This is a genomic window from Rhodospirillaceae bacterium (genome assembly GCA_018660465.1).
Classification (GTDB): Bacteria; Pseudomonadota; Alphaproteobacteria; order Rhodospirillales; family JABJKH01; genus JABJKH01.
The window spans coordinates 22,261-41,292 of sequence record JABJKH010000009.1 but is presented as its reverse complement, the minus strand read 5'-3'; the positions used below and the strand labels follow the sequence as shown (position 1 = coordinate 41,292).

At 52.5% G+C, this 19,032-nt stretch carries 17 protein-coding genes, 1 pseudogene and 2 riboswitches; of the genes and pseudogenes, 10 read left to right on the top strand and 8 right to left on the bottom strand.

All coding sequences use genetic code 11. The annotated features are described in order from the left end of the window. Nucleotides 1-82 precede the first annotated feature (82 nt). Together HOM51_02210 and HOM51_02205 are read left to right on the top strand one after the other, a co-directional pair. Nucleotides 83-2,221 (top strand): hypothetical protein, encoded by a 2,139-nt coding sequence (locus tag HOM51_02210; GenBank protein MBT5033311.1) that lies wholly within the window; start codon nt 83-85, stop codon nt 2,219-2,221. A gap of 352 nt (nt 2,222-2,573) precedes the next feature. Continuing rightward, complete coding sequence (locus HOM51_02205; protein MBT5033310.1) at nt 2,574-2,852, top strand: hypothetical protein; 279 nt, start codon at nt 2,574-2,576, stop codon at nt 2,850-2,852. A gap of 44 nt (nt 2,853-2,896) precedes the next feature. Here the strand turns inward: HOM51_02205 and HOM51_02200 are convergent, their stop codons facing one another. The 4 genes from HOM51_02200 to HOM51_02185 are packed head-to-tail and all read right to left on the bottom strand — an operon-like array spanning nt 2,897 to nt 5,576. Next, nucleotides 2,897-3,304, bottom strand: coding sequence for a hypothetical protein (locus tag HOM51_02200; GenBank protein ID MBT5033309.1), 408 nt, complete (start codon nt 3,302-3,304; stop codon nt 2,897-2,899). Between the two features lie 24 nt (nt 3,305-3,328). Then, nucleotides 3,329-4,123 (bottom strand): 3-hydroxybutyrate dehydrogenase, encoded by a 795-nt coding sequence (locus HOM51_02195; GenBank protein MBT5033308.1) that lies wholly within the window; start codon nt 4,121-4,123, stop codon nt 3,329-3,331. A gap of 26 nt (nt 4,124-4,149) precedes the next feature. Then, complete coding sequence (gene rnhA / locus HOM51_02190; GenBank protein ID MBT5033307.1) at nt 4,150-4,611, bottom strand: ribonuclease HI; 462 nt, start codon at nt 4,609-4,611, stop codon at nt 4,150-4,152. Nucleotides 4,612-4,613: 2 nt separating this feature from the next. After that, complete coding sequence (locus tag HOM51_02185; GenBank protein ID MBT5033306.1) at nt 4,614-5,576, bottom strand: homoserine kinase; 963 nt, start codon at nt 5,574-5,576, stop codon at nt 4,614-4,616. 131 nt (nt 5,577-5,707) lie between these two features. On the opposite strand from HOM51_02185, the gene HOM51_02180 reads away from it, so the two are divergent. The 7 genes from HOM51_02180 (at nt 5,708) to gcvPB (ending at nt 13,130) form a co-directional block, all read left to right on the top strand. Next, nucleotides 5,708-7,423 (top strand): hypothetical protein, encoded by a 1,716-nt coding sequence (locus HOM51_02180; protein ID MBT5033305.1) that lies wholly within the window; start codon nt 5,708-5,710, stop codon nt 7,421-7,423. Between the two features lie 96 nt (nt 7,424-7,519). After that, entirely contained in the window at nt 7,520-7,756 is a 237-nt protein-coding gene (locus HOM51_02175) for a CDGSH iron-sulfur domain-containing protein (protein ID MBT5033304.1), read from the top strand. 29 nt (nt 7,757-7,785) lie between these two features. Further along, nucleotides 7,786-8,424, top strand: a complete 639-nt coding sequence (locus HOM51_02170) for a hypothetical protein (GenBank protein ID MBT5033303.1) — start codon at nt 7,786-7,788, stop codon at nt 8,422-8,424. 78 nt (nt 8,425-8,502) lie between these two features. Then, nucleotides 8,503-8,610: riboswitch (glycine riboswitch) on the top strand. A 3-nt stretch (nt 8,611-8,613) separates the two neighbouring features. After that, nucleotides 8,614-8,714: riboswitch (glycine riboswitch) on the top strand. 43 nt (nt 8,715-8,757) lie between these two features. Next, nucleotides 8,758-9,891 carry a glycine cleavage system aminomethyltransferase GcvT gene (gene gcvT, locus HOM51_02165; protein MBT5033302.1) on the top strand — a complete coding sequence of 378 codons (1,134 nt, stop codon included), beginning with the start codon at nt 8,758-8,760 and terminating at the stop codon, nt 9,889-9,891. 13 nt (nt 9,892-9,904) lie between these two features. Then, nucleotides 9,905-10,276 carry a glycine cleavage system protein GcvH gene (gcvH, locus tag HOM51_02160; protein ID MBT5033301.1) on the top strand — a complete coding sequence of 124 codons (372 nt, stop codon included), beginning with the start codon at nt 9,905-9,907 and terminating at the stop codon, nt 10,274-10,276. A gap of 5 nt (nt 10,277-10,281) precedes the next feature. After that, nucleotides 10,282-11,628: an aminomethyl-transferring glycine dehydrogenase subunit GcvPA gene (gene gcvPA / locus HOM51_02155; protein ID MBT5033300.1), complete on the top strand. Its 1,347-nt coding sequence runs from the start codon at nt 10,282-10,284 to the stop codon at nt 11,626-11,628. Beyond that, on the top strand, nt 11,625-13,130 hold the full coding sequence (gene gcvPB / locus HOM51_02150; protein MBT5033299.1) for an aminomethyl-transferring glycine dehydrogenase subunit GcvPB: 1,506 nt from the start codon (nt 11,625-11,627) through the stop codon (nt 13,128-13,130). The genes gcvPA and gcvPB overlap by 4 nt, the downstream gene beginning before the upstream one ends. 77 nt (nt 13,131-13,207) lie before the next feature. Here gcvPB and HOM51_02145 read toward each other — a convergent pair. Further along, nucleotides 13,208-13,492 (bottom strand): annotated as a pseudogene (locus HOM51_02145) (hypothetical protein). Nucleotides 13,493-13,675: 183 nt separating this feature from the next. Here HOM51_02145 and HOM51_02140 point away from each other — a divergent pair. Next, nucleotides 13,676-14,959, top strand: a complete 1,284-nt coding sequence (locus HOM51_02140) for a DUF2336 domain-containing protein (protein MBT5033298.1) — start codon at nt 13,676-13,678, stop codon at nt 14,957-14,959. Between the two features lie 8 nt (nt 14,960-14,967). Here the strand turns inward: HOM51_02140 and HOM51_02135 are convergent, their stop codons facing one another. The 3 genes from HOM51_02135 to HOM51_02125 are packed head-to-tail and all read right to left on the bottom strand — an operon-like array spanning nt 14,968 to nt 19,028. After that, complete coding sequence (locus HOM51_02135; protein MBT5033297.1) at nt 14,968-15,924, bottom strand: hypothetical protein; 957 nt, start codon at nt 15,922-15,924, stop codon at nt 14,968-14,970. Between the two features lie 34 nt (nt 15,925-15,958). Further along, entirely contained in the window at nt 15,959-16,921 is a 963-nt protein-coding gene (locus HOM51_02130) for a glutathione S-transferase family protein (GenBank protein ID MBT5033296.1), read from the bottom strand. Between the two features lie 25 nt (nt 16,922-16,946). Then, nucleotides 16,947-19,028, bottom strand: coding sequence for a hypothetical protein (locus tag HOM51_02125; GenBank protein ID MBT5033295.1), 2,082 nt, complete (start codon nt 19,026-19,028; stop codon nt 16,947-16,949). Between the last annotated feature and the right edge of the window lie 4 nt (nt 19,029-19,032).

The window sequence follows — 19,032 nt, the reverse complement described above, 5'->3', positions numbered from 1 at the left end:
GATCGCACCTTTATTTTAACCGTTTAGAGGTAAAAAATGGTATTTCCAGGGCAGCAAAACCAAGGATCGAAAATTTAATCTGATGAAAAAGACCACATTTATATCTTTCGTTCTCTCCGGCGTTCTCTCCGGCGTTCTCTCCGGACTTCTGTTTGGGTTCTCGGGCACTGTTAGTGTGGCTGCTACCGAATCGAGTTGGAATAAGACGGAGCAAACTGCGCTCCGTCTGGTTTCTGCGACGACGAATGTGGGGGAGCGCGATACTGTGACGCTAGGTCTCCACTTTAAGCTTAAGCCCCATTGGAAAATTTACTGGCGTTCGCCGGGCGATGCTGGCTTCCCGCCGCGCCCAAAATATGAGGGGTCGGAAAATCTCAAATCGGCGTCGTTATCCTGGCCTGCCCCCAAACGCTTTTCTGTTCTGGGGTTCGAGACGCTCGGCTATACAGATGAAGTTGTCTTTCCCCTAACCGCTATTCTCAAGCAGCCTGGAAAACCACTAAAGCTTAACGCCTCCATTGATTATCTCGCGTGTGAGAAAATTTGCATCCCGTATACGGCAAAGCTCGCCTTGAATGTTCCTGGTGGCACGGGACAAGCGACATCCAACGCGCATCTCATCAGCCGCTTCCAGGCCCAGGTGCCCGGCGACGGAACGGCGCATGGATTGGCAATCGACGGCGCTGAAGTCGTCCGTAAAAACAAAAAGACAATTTTGCGGATCAACGCAACTTCATCCCTGCCCTTTGAAAAGCCCGATGTCTATTTGGAAGGCCCGCCGGAATTAGTCTTTTCCGCTCCCAAGGTCCAAGTCGCGAGCACCGGCAACACGGCAACATTTGATGTTCAAGTGGACGGCATTGCAGACCTTAAGGGCGGTCTAAAGGTGAGCGCCCTGACCGCGACATTGGTCGATGGCAAGCGAAGTGCGGAACGCGGATTGACGACGCTACAAACACCACCCACCACGACAGCAGGCCCGTCTTTGCTCCTCATTCTCGGGCTGGCGCTTTTAGGCGGATTGATCCTTAACTTGATGCCCTGCGTGCTGCCGGTTCTTTCGATCAAGCTTTTGGGCGTCGTTGGTCATGGCGGCGGTGAAAAGCGAACCGTACGGCTCAGCTTCCTCGCATCTGCCGCCGGGATTGTTGCGGCCTTCATGGTGCTGGCAGGCGCGCTCGCGATTTTGAAATCTGGCGGTGCCGCCATCGGCTGGGGGATTCAGTTCCAACATCCTTGGTTCCTTATCGCCATGACGGTGGTGATTTCCCTCTTCGCCTGCAACCTGTGGGGCTGGTTTGAAGTCCGCCTGCCCTCAGCGCTCAGCGATTTAGGCGGAGTCGGTCATACTCACAGCATGGGCGGGCACTTTTTATCGGGTGTACTGGCGACCTTGCTTGCGACTCCGTGTTCCGCACCGTTCTTAGGCACGGCTGTCGGATTTGCCCTGTCTCGAACCACCAGCGATATCTTTGTCGTCTTCGCAGCCCTTGGCGTCGGCTTGGCGCTTCCTTATTTGCTGATCGCCGCCTTGCCTGGCTTAGCGACTCGGCTGCCCCGCCCTGGGCCATGGATGATCACCCTGAAAAAAGTTCTCGCCCTGGCCTTGGTTGCGACGGCTGTGTGGCTGTTGAGCGTACTACAAGTAAGTTCGAACGAGACCACAGCTAAGTTTGTTAGCCTGTTAATGGCGATCATGGTCCTGATGTTTTATCTTCGAACGAAGGTGGAAGGCGGTCTGCAAAAGAAGGCGGGAATGACCATTGCTGCGTTGATTGTTTTCGCCCTGGCGACGCCAACGTTCATGCCGGAATCAAAGGCTCCTCAACAGCAAGCAACGATTGATGATAAAGGAATTTGGAAACCCTTCGACGAAGCGGTCCTTCATCGCCTGGTCGCGACTGGTAAAACCGTGTTTGTTGATGTCACCGCCGATTGGTGCATTACCTGTCAGGTCAACAAGTCCCTGGTTTTATCAAATGATGATATCTGGGACCGCCTACAAAGCGGCAAGGTCATTGCCATGCGCGCTGACTGGACCCGGCCTAGCGACGTGATTGCCAAATATCTGGCGCGTCATGGCCGCTACGCCATTCCCTTTAACATTGTCTATGGACCCGCCAATCCCAAGGGTATTTTGCTGCCGGAAATTCTAACCCCGTCGGCGGTCCTACGAGCCATGAACACCGCGTCCGTCCGATCCGTGGCAAAAACCCAATAATTAGCCCTTTAAATTCGCTTCAAATTGTATATGTGCTGTGAAGTGGATTTAAATAATCCAAGCATGGTTCATGACCCTTCAAGTTGGCGACTCAATCCCGTCAATGAACGTGCATTTTTGTATAATTTTCCACAGATTTTTTCTCTCACCCTCTAAATTAGGGGTAGCAAAAATTTGAAACAACACACACATTAAGCTTAGCGATTCGGGCTCATTTTGACCTGTTTTAGAATACATTTAATCAGAGAAAAATTTCATGTTTACGCGTTTTTCGACCCCCATCTACTTCATTGTAATTGCATCATTAATCGGCCTCCTCCCAAGTTTAGCGACAGCAAGGAGCGGGCAAGGTATGCCGGCCAGCGAATTCCTACGCTTGTGCAAGGTTACCTCTGACGACCAAAACGCTAAAGAAAGGTTCGCACGGTGTGAAAATTTAATTCAAGACACCCGTGCCGCTTTACAAAAAGATGCAATAAAGGGCCATAAAGCCTGTATCCCGGAAAGCGTAAAAAAGTTTCGCCCCGTGGTGCGCGTCATCGTTTGGCTGGAAGACCATCCGGAAAAGAAAAGAACCCCGGCTAAAAGCGCCGTCGCCCAAGCGCTGGCCCAGTCTTGGCCCTGTAAGTAAGCCCTGTAAGTAAGCCCTGTAAGTAAGCCCTGTAAGTAGAAGTTTTACAGCGACCCAAATATGCCCAGTCCGATATTAGCTAAGCCGCCCACGACGAGGACAAAAATCGTCGCGATAACACCATATCTTCGACACTTCGAAACGCCTCTGTCGTGATAGAGCCCATGGGCGTGGAGCAATCTTCCAACAACCAAGATCGCCCCCAGACAATGAATGAGCCAATGCGGTGAACCGCCGGCTTCGGCGAAGGCCATGACAAGCAGGGCCATCGGCACATATTCGGCAAAGTTCCCATGCACTCGAATTGCTTGGCCGAGTTGTTCATCGCCACCGTCGAACAAGCCTACTTTTGCCCGGTACCGATTTTTCACGACGAGGATTCCTAACATAACCAGCATTAGGGCAAGGATACCTGCATAGACGGCGGTGATCTGAAAGTGTGATGCTTCCATGTCTGCGAACTCCGTGAATATAACCTAACGCGCCGTCCAGCCGCCATCGATAGACAGGCTGGAGCCGGTAATGCTGCGCGCGGCATCGCTACAGAGATAGGCAGCGAGGGCTGCCACTTCCTCAATAGTAACGAATTCCTTGGTCGGTTGCGGGGCCAGAATGACGTCGCGAATAACTTGATCGCGGGGCATGTCATGGACCTTCGCCTGATCATCAATTTGCGCCGCTACCAGCGGTGTCCAGACATAGCCGGAGCAAATCGCATTGCAGGTCACACCAGCCTCTGCGGTTTCGAGCGCGATGGTCTTGGTCAATCCAACCAGCCCATGCTTGGCCGCAACGTATGCCGCCTTGTAGGGAGATGCCACCAGACCATGTGCCGAGGCGATATTAATAATCCGCCCCCAACCTTTGCTGGTCATGCTGTTCAGAACCAATCGGCTGAGATGGAAGCTAGAGGACAAGTTCAACGATTGGATATGGTCCCACTTATCGGGCGGGAATTCTTCCACCGGTGACACATGCTGCACGCCAGCATTGTTGACCAAGATATCGATGGTACCAAGGCGATCTTCAATTTCTTTCACCAGATTTTCGATGGCATCCGTTTGTGACAAGTCTGCTTGTAGGAAACAAACCTCCGTATCAGTTTCTGCGGAAACTTCTTCTACAGCAGCACCTACATCTTCTGGATTTTCATGACTGTTCAAAATGATTTGCGCGCCGTGTCGGGCCAGTTCCTTTGCCACGCCCAGGCCAATGCCGCTGGTTGACCCGGTTACCAAGGTGACTTTTCCGGCCAACTGGGGCTCGCCCATAAAGCGGTTATTTTCGGTATCTTGTGTCACAAAACACTCCCATATTCCCGCACATGATCAACGCCTCTATTGGCGAGGTCATCGGCGCGTTCGTTGCCCTCGTTACCGGCATGACCCTTAACCCATTGCCAGTCCACTTCGTGACCCGCCAAGGCTTCGTCTAGGCGCCGCCACAGGTCGTCATTTTTAACCGGCTTTTTAGCTGCTGTCCGCCAGCCATTTATTTTCCAGCCTTTGATCCACTTGGTGATCCCGTCCAAGACATATTTGCTGTCAGTATAAATCGTGACAGGAATTTGCCGATTGAGGGATTCAAGCCCTTGGATCGCGGCCATAAGCTCCATTCGGTTGTTGGTCGTATCGGGCTCGCCACCGAAAAATTCCTTTTCAGTATCCCGCCAGATCATTAACACACCCCAACCTCCTGGGCCTGGGTTACCAGAACAAGCACCATCTGTATAAATCTCGACTTGATCGTTTGAAGTCATTATCAGTCCAAACCGTACTCACCAGGTCCCTTAACGCCTTGATGGAAACGCAGCCGCTTTAAAAATTCCAGCGGGTCTTTCGGCGTCACAAGCGCATTGGCAGGCGTATTCAGCCAATCATAAAGTCGGGTCAGCAGAAACCGCATCGACGACCCTCGCGCCAACAGCGGCAGAGCCTCCAATTCGAGCGGCGAGAAATCTCGAACTCCCCGATACGCTGTCAGTAAACGCCGCGCCTTGGTCGCGTTGAAACTGCCATCGGGCTCAAAACACCAGGCATCAAGACAGATCGCTATCTCATAAGCGAAGCAATCATTGCAGGCGAAATAAAAATCAATCAGCCCAGAGAGTTCATCGCCCTGGAAGAAAACATTGTCGGGGAAAAGATCGCCATGAATAATTCCACTCGGCAAGCCGTCTGGCCATTCGTTTTCCAACAAGGTTAATTCGGTCTCTAGCTCACTCGCGAGACCTTCTTTGACTTCATCCGCGCGCGCCAAGGAATCAGACAACAGACCCCGCCAAGCAGTAACCGATAAATTGTTGGCGCGGCTGAGGGAAAAATCCAGTCCTGCCAGATGCATTTTCGCCAGCGCTTCACCCAACTGCGAACAATGTTCAGGCTTAATCCGACGGTGCCACATGCCATCGAGGAACGTCACCACGGCTGCCGGGCGACCACACAAGGATCGAAGGGCGATACCATCTCTTCCTTTTATGGGAACTGGGGCGTGTATTCCCCGCGATGCCAAGTGATCCATGAACCCGAGAAAAAATGGCAGATCGACCGGGTCCACGCGTTTTTCATAGAGAGTCAGGATGAAGGCGCCCTGATCCGTATGCATCAGATAATTGGAATTTTCGATGCCCTCGGCAATTCCCTTGCACGACCGCACTTCGCCGATGTCGTACTCAGCGATAAAGTCGATCAGGTCTTCGTCAGAAACTTCTGTGTAAACAGCCATTAGATTTCCGTCTGCAAAGGTCGAGTTCTAATCCGTGTCATAAGCGATAGGTGCAGGCAGTGGCAAGAGTGGGGTTATATCTGCTATAATATCAAGCCTGTAGCGGTGCATGACAGAACTGATAAATTAGAATGAAACGAATTTTTACATACAGTGCGGCAACTATAATTCTTGTAGCTGTCATTCTTGCGCCCGAGCCACTCCAAGCAGCCCGAACCGGAACAAATTTACCAGCTTTGGCACCGGATCGCACGGACATCATCGACCCGCTGATTTTACGAGTTCAGAAGGTGTTACGAAAAATTGGCCTCTATAAAGGCCCCTTGGATGGCCTTGTAGGACCGAAGACGCTGAAGGCTGTCCATGCTTACCAGAAAATTCGCGGCCTTAAGACAACCAACCGAATTACCCAGAAACTTGCCGATCAGCTTGAAACCGAAGACAAAGTCGATGCCCTTCTTAATCGCTTGAAGGATGCCAAGGCTAAATCCATTGAAACAGCACGTCAGGCGCTATTAGATCAAAAGGCGACACGGGAACTTTTGGGAGAGCCCGGAAAGACAGAGATTGCCGACCCGACACGCGACAAAGCTGCTTGTTTCAAGAAACCGTCGCCACGTTGTTTGCTGACAGAGGCGACGGAATCATCCAAAGCCATTTTCAAGCCGGAAATGCGGGACTGGGCCTTAGGTGAATTATTGGTGGCTCAAGCCAGGTTGGGTCTGGCGAAAGAAGCCATGAAGACGGTCCGTCGGATTGCTGATCCGCGTTTGATCATGGTCGCACTTCGCAATATCGCCCAAGCTCAAGCCTCCGAAGGTCGCGACGACGAAGCCGCACGCGCTGCCAAAATCATTCCCGATCTAATCCGCCGCGCTGAAGCCTTTGCCGCGATTTCAAAAATTCAGGCCGTCCGCTCTAACGATGCAGCGGTAAAAAGCATTGCCGAATTACTATTGCTCATCGACGCCGTGCCTGATCCGTTAAAAAAGGCTGCCTTGTTTGGCAAAAGCGCCGTCGTACAAAGCCATACCGGCGACACGTCAGGCGCGCGAAACACCCTGGCCCGTGCAGAGACTTTGGCCAATAACCTTTCAGACACCCAACGCCGAGAAACCGCATTGGGTTATATCGCCACTGCCTGGGCAGAAATTGGCGCGACTGATCGCGCCCTGGATGTGCTGAAAGAAATGGGTCGTAAGAATGAACGCACGCCTGTCCTCGTGAGTGCTGCAACAGCACAAGCCAAGGCAGGGGATGCTTTCCTAGCCCTGGAAACCGCCCAGGGAATTGATTCTTTGCGCTATAAATCTGTCGTGCTGGCACGCATTGCCGCTGCCCAGGAAGCTTCAAAAAAAGGTGGTGACGCGCTAAAAACACTGGACCAGGCGCGTACCGCGGCAAAAGAAATTAAAAAGCCCTTTGCCCGGGATTATGCCATCAGCAGGGTCGCGCTCACCCAATCCTGGATCGGCCGCGTCCGTAAAAATACTGATGGACTGGTCGCTGCTGCCGCCTTTGCCAATACCATAAAGGACAAAAGATTGCGCGCCGAAACGCTTTGGACCATTGCCGGACAGTTGCGCCGCTTGTCCGGAAACGACCGAGCCAAAGCCATCAACGCCATGGCTGATACGGCGACGGACGAAATTAAAAGCCAGTTGAGCCAAGTCTGGATGTTTGGTGATCTGAGCCTTGTTCACCTGCGCCATGGAGAAACAGACGCCGCCTGGAAAGCCTGGCAGCGTGGCCTTAATATAGCGGAGCATATTCAGAATGCCTGGGGCCGAACCCGAGCGCTGGGAAAATTGGCGGCGACACTAATTAAACTAGATAAATCCAGGTAAAAATGGGGTTTTTTGTCGTCAGTGAGCGTCTTGTGCGCTTAATAGCGCTCCTTTAGAGTAACTCCAGATTTGAACAATAAAGTGAGATATTCAGTTATGGATAAACCCGTTGTAGCTCAAGAATTTCCTTATGCCGCCGACTTAACGGCGGGCGAAAAATACGCATGGTGCGCCTGTGGCCTGAGTAAAACTCAGCCCTATTGCGATGGCGCGCACAAAACAACCGACATTAAGCCAGTCGTATTTACGGCTGAAGAGACAAAAAGAGTCTTCTTATGCGGCTGCAAAGCCTCCAAAAAGCCTATCTGCGACGGTTCCCATAATTCCCTTTGATCATGGTTGGAAGTGGGCTCAGTTGCAGAATGCCAATAAACTGGAGTTTCAGTTGGGCCGTTAAATTCAGCCTGTTCATAGTTCTGGCTTCTGCGGTTGCCGGGTGTTCTCTGTTCGGTTCAGGTAAATCCGATAAGAAAGTGCCCCTAACCCGTACAGGCTCAGGGTGCCCCAATATTCAAATTTTAGGGGACCTTCGGGAAAAAACAGTCTTTAGGCCTGGGGCCGGGCGCGGCAAATTTGATATCCTCTATGCCGGACAAATTAAGGAATATTTCGTCGGCTGCTCCGTCCGGCGCGTAAAGGGTGCAGTGGGTAAGCTCGGCGAGGTTCCCCGAATTCTCGCCGTCCGCTTATCACCTGTCATTTGGGCGCGTAGAAATCTCGGTAAAGGCTCGACCGAGACCGCGACCTTAGATTATTTCATCGGCGTTGTTAGATCGGATGAAACCCCGCTCGAGAAGAAAATCATTCCGTTACTGGTTAAGTTTCGAGGTGATCACATCGATGATCGTATTCAGGAAAAACCAATTACCCTCGTTCTAAAAATGCAACCAAGCGAACGTGTCACGGACTTTTCCATATTTCTTGGCTTTCAGCTGAACCGTGAACAACTCCAATTCAACCGAGAACGACTGAATAATATACGTAAACAGCAAGGGCTATAATATTGACGTAGCCTGCTGGACAGCTACACTGATGAAGGTGGCTGCGTTTGATCGATTGTAGCCATCAAATATTCTCAGTTGACCATTGCGGGAGAGATTGGTCGCGCCTTATCGTAATGAGGCAAACCCGGCGCCGAAGGAGCAACCGCCCCGGAAACTCTCAGGCAAACGGACCGCAATGGGATGAGACTCTGGAAAGCAAGCCCCCGCCGCGATGGGTGCTTCACCGAAGATGTAACTCGTGGGTTCGACTAGAACCCTGGGGAATCTTTCAGGTTCAAAAGACAGAGGGGGCGTTAGCTGGATTGATAGCCAGCAATGCGCAACCTTTTGATGGAGAACCAGGTGTCCAATACAAAACCCGACACAAATGACGCCCCCTTAAAACAGACGCCTCTGGCGGCTTTGCACCAGGAATTGGGCGCGCGCATGGTTCCCTTTACCGGCTACAACATGCCGGTGCAGTACCAGGGCATTATTGCCGAACACACACACACCCGCACCCAAGCCGGTCTGTTTGATGTCTCACACATGGGCCAAGCAATTTTACACGGGCCAGATATTGAAAAGGCACTGGAAACACTTGTCCCTGGTGACATTGCGGGACTTGCGGAAGGTCGGGTTCGCTATACCTTGCTAACCAATGATGCGGGCGGTGTGCTCGATGATTTGATGGTGACGCGCCACGAAGACCACCTGTTTCTGATAGTCAACGCGGCCTGTAAAGATGCAGATTTCGCGCATATTTCTGCGCAACTTGGCAAAGCCTATACATTGGAGATCAAGGCAGACCTCGCACTTTTAGCCCTGCAGGGCCCTGCGGCAGTAACTGTTCTTTCTCGCCTCGCCCCTGAAGCCGCTCAAATGAGTTTTATGAGTGCCCAGACTTTGGTGCTGGGGGGCATAGAATGCGATGTGACCCGATCCGGCTACACCGGCGAAGACGGGTTTGAGATTTCGGTCTCAGCTTCACGTGTGGAACGCTTGGCCCGACGATTGCTCGACGAACCTGAGGTGGCGCCCATTGGGCTCGGTGCGCGTGATTCGCTCCGCCTGGAAGCCGGGTTGTGCCTCTATGGCAGCGACATCGACACCGTAACCACGCCTATTGAGGCCGGCCTAAACTGGACCATCTCCAAACGTCGGCGTACGGAAGGCGGTTTTCCCGGCGCGGATATCATCCTCCAACAACTGGCAGAAGGTCCGCAACGAAAACGCGTCGGTCTCAAGCCTGAAGGCAAGGCCCCTGCCCGCGCCCATACGGAAATCACAGACTCAGCAGGTAAGAAAATCGGTGAAGTCACCAGCGGTGGGTTTGGCCCGAGCGTCGGTGGCCCTGTGGCCATGGGATACGTGGAGACAGCCCATGCCAAGCCAGGAACGCCGGTTAATTTTCAAGTTCGAGGCAAGGCGCTGCCAGGCGAAGTCGTGGCACTGCCTTTCGTCCCCCACCAGTATTTTAAATAAGGAGATCAGACAGATGGCTGAATTAAAATTTACCGAAGAACACGAATGGGTTCGGGTTGAAGGCACCACAGCAACTGTGGGCATCAGCGATTTCGCGCAAGAGCAATTGGGCGACGTGGTGTTTATTGAACTGCCAGATGTCGGCAAGGCGTTGAAGAAAGGCGACGAAGGTGCGGTTGTAGAATCGGTTAAGGCAGCCAGTGAAGTATTTTCCCCGGTCAACGGCGAAATCACCGAGGTAAATGAGGCCTTAAATGATGAACCCGGCCTGGTCAATTCCGATCCCATGGGGAACGGATGGTTTTTCAAAATAACCATTGCCGATGCCGCCGACCTGGACGGAATGATGGACGAAGCAGCCTACAAGGCATTTGCGGAAGGATAAGACTGATGCGTTATTTGCCGCTGACTGATACCAACCGGCGAGAGATGCTCGACGTCATTGGCGCGGGCTCGATTGAAGATCTGTTCTGCGATGTACCGGAAGCGGCGCGTCTGAAAGCGCCGCTCGACCTGCCCAACTCTGCGGATGAGCAGACTGTAGAGGCCGCGTTGAGGTCATTGGCGAATAAAAATATCAGCCCGTCAAATGTTCCGTCGTTCCTGGGTGCCGGCATCTACCACCATCATATTCCGGCCGCCGTGGATCACCTGATCCAGCGCGGGGAATTTTTGACCGCCTACACCCCGTACCAACCAGAGGTCTCGCAAGGCACCTTGCAGGCGATGTTTGAATTCCAAACCCAAGTGGCGATGCTGACCGGCATGGATGTGGCAAACGCGTCGCTTTACGATGGCGCAACGGCGTGTGCCGAAGCCGTCCTAATGGCGCAACGCGTCACGCGAAGAACCAAAGCGATTTTGTCCGGCGCACTCCACCCGCATTACCGCGACGTCACGGAAACATCTGCCCGGTTCATGGGCAGCAACATGATTGCGAGCGCGCCAGATCAAAATGGTGATGAAGACTTAATTTCCTTGATCGATGAAGAGACCGCCTGCGTGGTTGCCCAAAATCCTGGATTTTTCGGTCACGTTCGTGATCTCACGCCCCTAGCAGAAGCCTGTCACGATAAGGGTGCTCTGCTGGTTGTAATCGTCACGGAAATCTTTTCACTGGGCGCGATTAAGTCACCTGGTGATATGGGCGCCGATATTGTCGCGGCGGAAGGTCAATCTCTGGGTAACTCTGCAGGCTTTGGGGGACCGACTGTTGGTCTGATGGCCGTGCGTCAAAAGTTTCTGCGACAACTGCCTGGCCGATTGGTCGGCCAAACCGTGGATGCGGATGGCAAACGCGGGTTCGTGCTGACCCTATCCACCCGCGAACAACACATCCGCCGGGAAAAAGCGACGAGTAATATCTGTACCAACGCGGGCCTGTGTGCGTTGGCATTTTCGATCCACCTGAGTCAATTGGGAGAAGCGGGCTTTACAGGACTTGCGAAACTTAACCATGCCCGCGCCGTTCAATTGTCAGAGAGACTAAGCGCCATTGATGGCCTTACGGTCCTCAACGACACCTTTTTCAACGAATTTACAATTGCGCTGCCCAAACTCGCCGCAGGCGTTATTGATGAACTTGCCGGGAAAGACCTGCTTGGGGGTGTGCCAGTCTCAAGGCTGTATCCAAACGACTCTGGTCTTGAAGCTCTTCTGCTGGTCGCGGCGACAGAAACCACGACCGACGCTGATATGACAATGCTAATAGATGGGCTAGTGGAGGTTTTGAAATGATCGATACTCAAAACACCCTGACAGGACACCAAGGACTAAGGTTCGAGGAGCCTTTGATCTTTGAACAAGACAGCCCGGGAGCTTCCGGCGTGGATGTCCCTGAGATCCCGGATCACGCATCGAAACTTGGCGGCCTAGAACGCAGCGAACCTATTGGTCTACCCGGCCTGTCGGAACCGCAGGTTGTCCGCCATTATCTCCGTCTCAGCCAGCAAAACTATAGCATCGACAGTGGCTTCTATCCGTTGGGGTCCTGCACCATGAAATACAATCCGCGGGTGAACGAGAAAGTTGCGCGACTGCCCGGGTTGGGCGACCTGCACCCCCTCCAACCGACGCAGACCGTACCAGGGGCGCTTGAACTCATGGACCTCTGCGCGACATGGCTGAAGACCTTAACAGGTATGCCCGCCGTGGCCCTATCCCCTGCGGCTGGTGCACATGGGGAATTAACCGGGCTCATGACTATTCGCGCGGCATTAGAAGCTTCTGGCAATCCGCGTAAGCGTGTTCTGGTGCCCGATTCCGCCCATGGCACCAACCCAGCGAGTGCACATGCTTGTGGCTATACAGTCGAATCCATTCCAGCCGACGACCGGGGACGGGTCGATATTCAGGCCATGCGAGAGCTGTTGGACGAAGACGTCGCTGCAATCATGCTGACCAATCCCAATACCTGCGGCTTGTTCGAAAATGAAATTATAGAAATCGCCAAGGCGGTGCATGACGTCGGCGCGTATTTCTATTGTGACGGCGCGAACTTTAACGCCATCGTCGGTCGCGTGCGGCCGGGTGATCTTGGCATCGACGCCATGCACTTGAACCTGCACAAAACATTTTCTACGCCTCATGGCGGTGGTGGCCCGGGCAGCGGCCCTGTGGTTCTATCAAAGCCTTTGGCTCCTTTCGCGCCATTACCCTATGTCATTCATGGTCCCGATGGTTTTGAACTGGTTGAACAGGACGACCGCCCCGATGTGCAACCCTTAGGCCGCGTAAAAGGTTTCCACGGCCAGTTCGGCATGCTGTCCAGAACATTATCTTATATGATGAGCCTTGGCGGTGATGGTCTAGCGCAGGTATCTGGCGATGCGGTACTGTCTGCCAATTACCTTCTCACAAAATTAAAAGATACTCTGAGCGCGTCGTTCGAAGGCCCTTGTATGCATGAAGCGTTATTCGATGATCGTTTCCTTGAAGGCACGGGCGTTACGACCTTGGATTTTGCCAAGGCCCTGATTGACCAAGGTTTCCATCCGATGACCATGTACTTTCCGCTGGTCGTCCATGGCGCACTGTTGATTGAACCAACTGAAACCGAAAGCAAGGAAACCTTAGATCTGTTTGTTAAAACGATGACGGAAATGGCTGCCAAGGCCAAGGCAGGAGACGTCGCATTCTTCACCGAAGCGCCTAAGCTGACACCCCGCCGTCGCTTGGATGAAACCCTGGCGGCGCGAAAGCCGATACTGGTTTGGAAATCGGACTCAGAACAGGATTAGAGAAAACCACCGCCGTCGCCGTCTTCGGGAAGTTCTTCGTCATCGGTGCCAAAAAGCGATTCCACGTAGGAAAATTCCTTACGCAAGCCCCGTCTGGACAGCAACTTATTCTGGGCGGCGTCTGGTAAATCGGTGAACCGAAAGGCGCCTTTCTCAATCAGCAGATCGATCAAATCTTCTAGAACCCGCGCCAGTCCCAGATCAGACTCAATTAAATTACGACGCTGTTGGGCGTCATCATCTCCTTGAAAAAGAAAACTCTCAAGATCGGGATCATCGGCTGACATCTCCACCAAACCTTGTGCAGGCTCAGAATAAACCGCGATAATTTGGCCGTTGGCATCAAGTTGAACGAAGGGCATTTTCCGGTCTCCAAATCCTTGGGAATTTAGTTTTACCTGATTAGCATTTTAGCAACGATGAGGAAATTCTAACAAGGCACCGTCGAACGCATTGACTCTCGACATGCAAGCGCGTCATCCTATTGGGCAAACACTCAATTGGAACCAAAATTCTGTCGGCGGCGAAAATGATGGAGATTCCCTATGCTATCCTGGGTTCTGGGCAAAAAAAATAAACGAAAGACTAAAAAACGCACCAAAGACGATGGCTCGCGCCCCTCTTATGAAGAAGCAAAGGTCATCGCGCAAAAGGGGTCGCTTGACGAACGTCGGCAGTTAGCGTCTCACGAGGACCTAGAGCCTGAACTGCTTTATTATTTCGCCAACGACAAGGCCCCTGAAGTCCGCCGCGAAGTCGCCGATAATGACGGCACGCCGCTTCAAGCCGACATTATTCTTGCCAAAGACGAAGATGAAGATGTCCGTTGTGAGTTGGCCCGCAAGATCGGGCGTCTGATCCCGAACTTGAGCGATGATCAAACAGACAAACTGACGACCCTCGCCATAGAAGTTTTGGAAGTCCTGGCAAAAGACAACTTGCCGTTGGTTCGGTCCCTTGTCGCGGAAGAACTGAAGCATTCCGCTAATATTCCGCATCGCATCATCCGCCGTCTCGCCGAAGATGTTGAAGAAATCGTCGCGGCACCCATTCTAGAATATTCACCGATGCTGAGCGACCGCGACCTGCTTGAAATTATCGCCGGGGGCCTCAAAGGCGGCGCCTTGGTTGCCCTATCACAACGCGGCAGCCTGAACAGTGACGTCGCCGATGCTATCGCGGATACCATGGATGAAGAAGCGGTTGCGACTTTGTTGGTGAATGAAAGTGCACAAATTCGAGAAGAAACCCTGGATAAAATTGTAGAAGAAGCCCCCAACAAACCGGGCTGGCATGAACCCATTGTCAAGCGCGAGAGCCTTTCCACTCGGATCATGAAACGTATCGCGTCGTTTGTGAGCGCATCGCTGGTGGACATGCTGATTGAAAGAAATAACTTGCGTGAAGATCTGGTCGAAGAAATTCGCAAAACCGTACGCAAGCGTATCGACAGCGGCGAACTTAGCGAAAATGTAGTCCCGCATGAATCCGCAAAAGAACGTGCAGAAAAAGCGTTTGAAGCGGGCGAACTCACGGAAGGACACATCAGAAAGGCGCTGAGTAAAAAAGACAATTCCTACGTCCGGTATGCCCTAGTTCACCTGTCCGACTTGCCGTTGAAAGGTGTCTCTAAAATGCTCAACACAGGCAATGCCAAGGCGGTAACCACGCTGTGCTGGAAATGCAATTTGAGTATGGATTTGTCGGTTCTGCTACAAGAAACCATCGCCAAGGTAAAACCAGAAAATCTGCTTAAACCGACCGAAGACGGTGGTTATCCAATGGAAGAAGAAGACATGGAGTGGTACGTTGAGTTTCATTCGGAGTAGTGCGCTGTTTACGAATCGCCGCGTTTCAACACGGGGGGCAAATCCCGGTAGCGCTTCCACCAGTCCCGCCACGGCACAAATGGCGATATATGGTCTATAAGCTGCATATGAACGGCGACAGTAGGCAGCGGGCTGAAACAAGGGATTTCCGTGTAAATCAAATCAATGGTGTTTTCTTCGGTGATATCGGGGTCAATGCCATAACTGCAAAGTCCAAGATACCTTTCCCAGTACTCCCGCATGACCTTGCTTGAAGTCACAAAACTTCCGGCAGATCGCCAGACCCGGCGCCAATGTCGGTCACTCCCTAAAAACACATGTGTCGGGACAATGCGGCGGTATTCCTCAGGATAATCATACGGCAGAACAACCACGTCGCTTTCCAAAGTAGCGGCAAGTCGTCCATAGCTATCGATCAATTCCTGCACCGCAGATAGATCATGCAGATAGTCATCCTCAATGCAGTAGATCACGTCTTTGCAGGCATCCCGCGCGTGCGTAAAAGTTTCCTTTAGCGACGCACCATTGCCAGTAACCTCCAACGAAACCAGACGGTTCGTGCAGTTGGCCTTAGCAAGGATTTCCTTAACCTCCTCCACAAACTCTGGGTCGGAGTGATCATCGAACACAGTCAGAGAAATTTTTGTATCGTTGCATTTTTCTACTGCATCGTTGATCGAATCAACCAGTGACCTTAAGCACGTCGTCGAAAGGACCGATTTCGGAATGTCCATGAAGCGGCGACGGTCGGGGCCATCCATGCTGGCCCGCGCACAGCTTCTAAAATGAATATCAAAATGGCTGACCGGACGTGGCAACGAGGGCTCAAACGCATCGAACCCATCGCCTCTGCCCCGTCCCTTACCATCATCGAAGTCGTGAACGCTGGTGCGTTGCAGGCGCTGAAGACTGTACCCCAAGCGCCTCAAGAGTGCGCGAACGATGCGGGTCTGTAGACGGGCCATTTATTGCCTCACACCCAATGGCGATAAGAATAACTCATAGGGACTCTCTTCCATGTGGTGCCATAAAATCTAAATCTGGTCCCACCGCCACAATCCCAGTCGGATTGACGGAGCGTTGTGCACCATAATAGTGAGCCTTGATGTGATCAAAATTCACAGTCTCGGCCACGCCCGGAACTTGATACAGTTCGCGCAAGTATCCCCACATATTGGGATAATCTACAATACGTTTTCGGTTGCACTTGAAATGGCCGTGATAGGCAACATCGAACCGAACCAAAGTCGTAAACAATCGCCAATCGGCTTCGGTGATCCGGTCTCCTGCCAGATACCGCTTCTTGCCAAATCGTTCTTCGAGCCAATCCAAGGTTTCGAACAAGGCCAAAAACGATTCTTCATAAGCCTCTTGCGATGTTGCGAACCCGGTGCGATAGACGCCGTTGTTCACGTTCGGCAAGACACGGTCATTGACCGCCTCAATTTCAGGGCGCAGGTCTTCAGGATAGAAGTCCAAGTCACTGTCGCTAAATTCGTTAAACGCGCTATTGAACATACGGATAATTTCAGACGACTCGTTATTTACAATTGTCTGTTTCTGCTTATCCCACAGGGTCGGCACGGTCACCTTGCTGGTGATCTTCGGATCGGCCTTGGTATAGACTTGGTGCAAGAATTCGGTGCCGTTGGCGGTGTCCGGTATGCATCCCGGCATGTCACCATGGAACGACCACCCTTCTTCCAGGTTCAGCACATCAACAACGGAAACAGAAATGATATCTTCCAGTTTCTTGAGCTTACGGAAGATCATCGTCCGATGCGCCCACGGGCACGCCAGGCAAACATACAAGTGATATCGCCCCGGCTCTGCCTTGAAACCAGATGAGCCGTCTGCGGTTATCCAATCGCGAAACACGCTTTCTTTACGAACAAACCTCCCGCCATCCTCTTTTTTAACTCTGTCTTCGTTATGCCAAGCGCCGTCAATCAGCCGTCCCATAGAAATCCTCTCAATAAATGAAAAATTATTTGCCTTCGCGCCACCAAGCGGCGGTCAATCCCCCAAGCAACAAGACAAGTATCACAAATCCGGTCATGAGGGGAATCTGCGATACACCTGAAACCACGAACGCGCCATTGCGGCGCAGCCCGATCCAACCTTTACCAGATGTATCCTTGTCTGTCTTGGTCCGCCGCACGGTTGGCAGGCCATCTGTTATCCAGTTCACACCACCGCCGGTAGCACGGGCGACAGGGGCCAGAATTTCATCAGTCGCACGTAAGTCGGCAAGCTCCAGAGGATTAGAAGGCCCAACCGCGGCGAGAGTCGATAACCGTCCATCATTGATACGGAACAGTCCCGATTCATCGACGGTAACTTCTGCCCGCGCAATTCCTTCACCGGCGGGTTTAAGCTCAATCTTTCTGGGCTTGCCGGAGGGCGACGTGACCGTGACCTCGGGCGGTGCCACTTCCAAGCTTCGGCGTTCGATCGTAATCTGATCGTCACTAACTTTTGCCGTCAGGCGTTCTTCTTCCAGATCAGGTTCCTTCATCAACCAATGGGCCAATCTCCGCAACAATGCCGCATGGGGACCACCGCCTTCAAAGCCGCGCGACCAGAGCCAGATATGATCGCTCATTAACTGTGCGACCCGGCCTTTGCCGACCCGGTCCAGAATCAACAAAGGTTTCTTATCGACACCATTCAACAGGGTCGTCCCGCGAGCCGCCTTGACATCTACTTGACGGAACCATCGACCCCAGTCGATCTTTCCTGAGGGGTTGCGAAGGGGGGCTGTTACAGGGTGGCGTTTGCCCTTCTCCGTAAATCCGGGCCTAAAACCTTGCTCTAAAACTTTACCGGTCGGCTGACCTGGCATCACCGCACCGAAGGTCGTTAGGAATAAGCTGCTATCACCCGCAAACCCGGGACCAACAGCAAGCATGACTGCACCACCTTCGCGAAGATAGTTCTCAATATTGATGAAATACGTCGGCGATAAAATATCGCGGATGGTATAGCGGTCAAATACAATTAGATCGAATTCCGGCAATTTGACTTCAAACAATTCCGTCACCGGGAACGAGATTAATGCCAGCTCTCGAAGTGGAGTAAAATCGTTTTCTTCCGGCGTCCGCAAGATTGTGAAATGAACGAGTTCGACAGCCGGGTCGGACTTTAACAGGTTACGCCAAACCCGCTCCCCGGCGTGCGGCTGACCAGAGACCAAAAGAACTTTCAGGCGATCCCGAACGCCATTGATAGAGACCACGCTTTTATTGTTAACAGTCGAGAGTTCGTCTTTTTGAGGGTCAACCTCCAGTTCCAGAAGGGTCTGCCCGGCGTGCTCCAACTCGAACGTATAGGGCAAGCTTTTGCCGATGGTCACCAACACGCTTTCTTTTTCGACGCCATTACGGTGCACCTTGACCCAAGTGGATTTACCACCACCAGATGTTGCGCCTCTATCTTGGACCTTGAAGACCACCGTGACTTTCTGGCCCACAATCCCATAGCCCGGCGCGTTCTCTACGATCAGCCGACGGTCTTTTTCTGCACGCGACCCGGTCAGCAACACGTGCAACGGCCCTGCAGGCTGATGGCGATCAGAATCTTTTGGCACGTCGTGAATTTGACCGTCTGTAACAATAACAGCACCGGCAAAGCGTTCGGCTGGGACATCCGTCATGGCCTGCTCCAGCGTGCTAAATAAACGTGTTCCCGCTTCCGATTTCCGCGCGCCTTTTTTATCATCAAGACGGATAACGCGAGTTTCCAAGTCTTTGTATTGAGAAAGAGAGTCGGCAACGGTTTTCACCGTGGCATCTGTTTGAGCGCGTCGCTCTCCCGCAGATTGACTGCCCGATTGGTCAGCCACGATCAGCGCGATATCGGGCTGTGACTTGCGATCTTCATTTACAATTTTGGGGTTCATCAATGCCAAAATCAGCACTGCCAACGTCGCGGCTCGAAAAGCAATTCCACTCCCCCCGCGCACCAGTCCAACGATCAACAACACCGCGGCAATAACAGCAACACCCGCCAGCAGGGGCCATGGAAACATTGGTGAGAAACTGATCATCCCGGTTATTGACCCTGGCATTGAC

Coding starts and splice junctions, on each gene's coding strand:
- HOM51_02210 (MBT5033311.1), top strand. CDS start 83: ATGAAAAAGACCACATTTATATCTTTCGTTCTCTCCGGCGTTCTCTCC.
- HOM51_02205 (MBT5033310.1), top strand. CDS start 2,574: ATGCCGGCCAGCGAATTCCTACGCTTGTGCAAGGTTACCTCTGACGAC.
- HOM51_02200 (MBT5033309.1), bottom strand. CDS start 3,304: ATGGAAGCATCACACTTTCAGATCACCGCCGTCTATGCAGGTATCCTT.
- HOM51_02195 (MBT5033308.1), bottom strand. CDS start 4,123: ATGGGCGAGCCCCAGTTGGCCGGAAAAGTCACCTTGGTAACCGGGTCA.
- rnhA (MBT5033307.1), bottom strand. CDS start 4,611: ATGACTTCAAACGATCAAGTCGAGATTTATACAGATGGTGCTTGTTCT.
- HOM51_02185 (MBT5033306.1), bottom strand. CDS start 5,576: ATGGCTGTTTACACAGAAGTTTCTGACGAAGACCTGATCGACTTTATC.
- HOM51_02180 (MBT5033305.1), top strand. CDS start 5,708: ATGAAACGAATTTTTACATACAGTGCGGCAACTATAATTCTTGTAGCT.
- HOM51_02175 (MBT5033304.1), top strand. CDS start 7,520: ATGGATAAACCCGTTGTAGCTCAAGAATTTCCTTATGCCGCCGACTTA.
- HOM51_02170 (MBT5033303.1), top strand. CDS start 7,786: ATGCCAATAAACTGGAGTTTCAGTTGGGCCGTTAAATTCAGCCTGTTC.
- gcvT (MBT5033302.1), top strand. CDS start 8,758: ATGGAGAACCAGGTGTCCAATACAAAACCCGACACAAATGACGCCCCC.
- gcvH (MBT5033301.1), top strand. CDS start 9,905: ATGGCTGAATTAAAATTTACCGAAGAACACGAATGGGTTCGGGTTGAA.
- gcvPA (MBT5033300.1), top strand. CDS start 10,282: ATGCGTTATTTGCCGCTGACTGATACCAACCGGCGAGAGATGCTCGAC.
- gcvPB (MBT5033299.1), top strand. CDS start 11,625: ATGATCGATACTCAAAACACCCTGACAGGACACCAAGGACTAAGGTTC.
- HOM51_02140 (MBT5033298.1), top strand. CDS start 13,676: ATGCTATCCTGGGTTCTGGGCAAAAAAAATAAACGAAAGACTAAAAAA.
- HOM51_02135 (MBT5033297.1), bottom strand. CDS start 15,924: ATGGCCCGTCTACAGACCCGCATCGTTCGCGCACTCTTGAGGCGCTTG.
- HOM51_02130 (MBT5033296.1), bottom strand. CDS start 16,921: ATGGGACGGCTGATTGACGGCGCTTGGCATAACGAAGACAGAGTTAAA.
- HOM51_02125 (MBT5033295.1), bottom strand. CDS start 19,028: ATGCCAGGGTCAATAACCGGGATGATCAGTTTCTCACCAATGTTTCCA.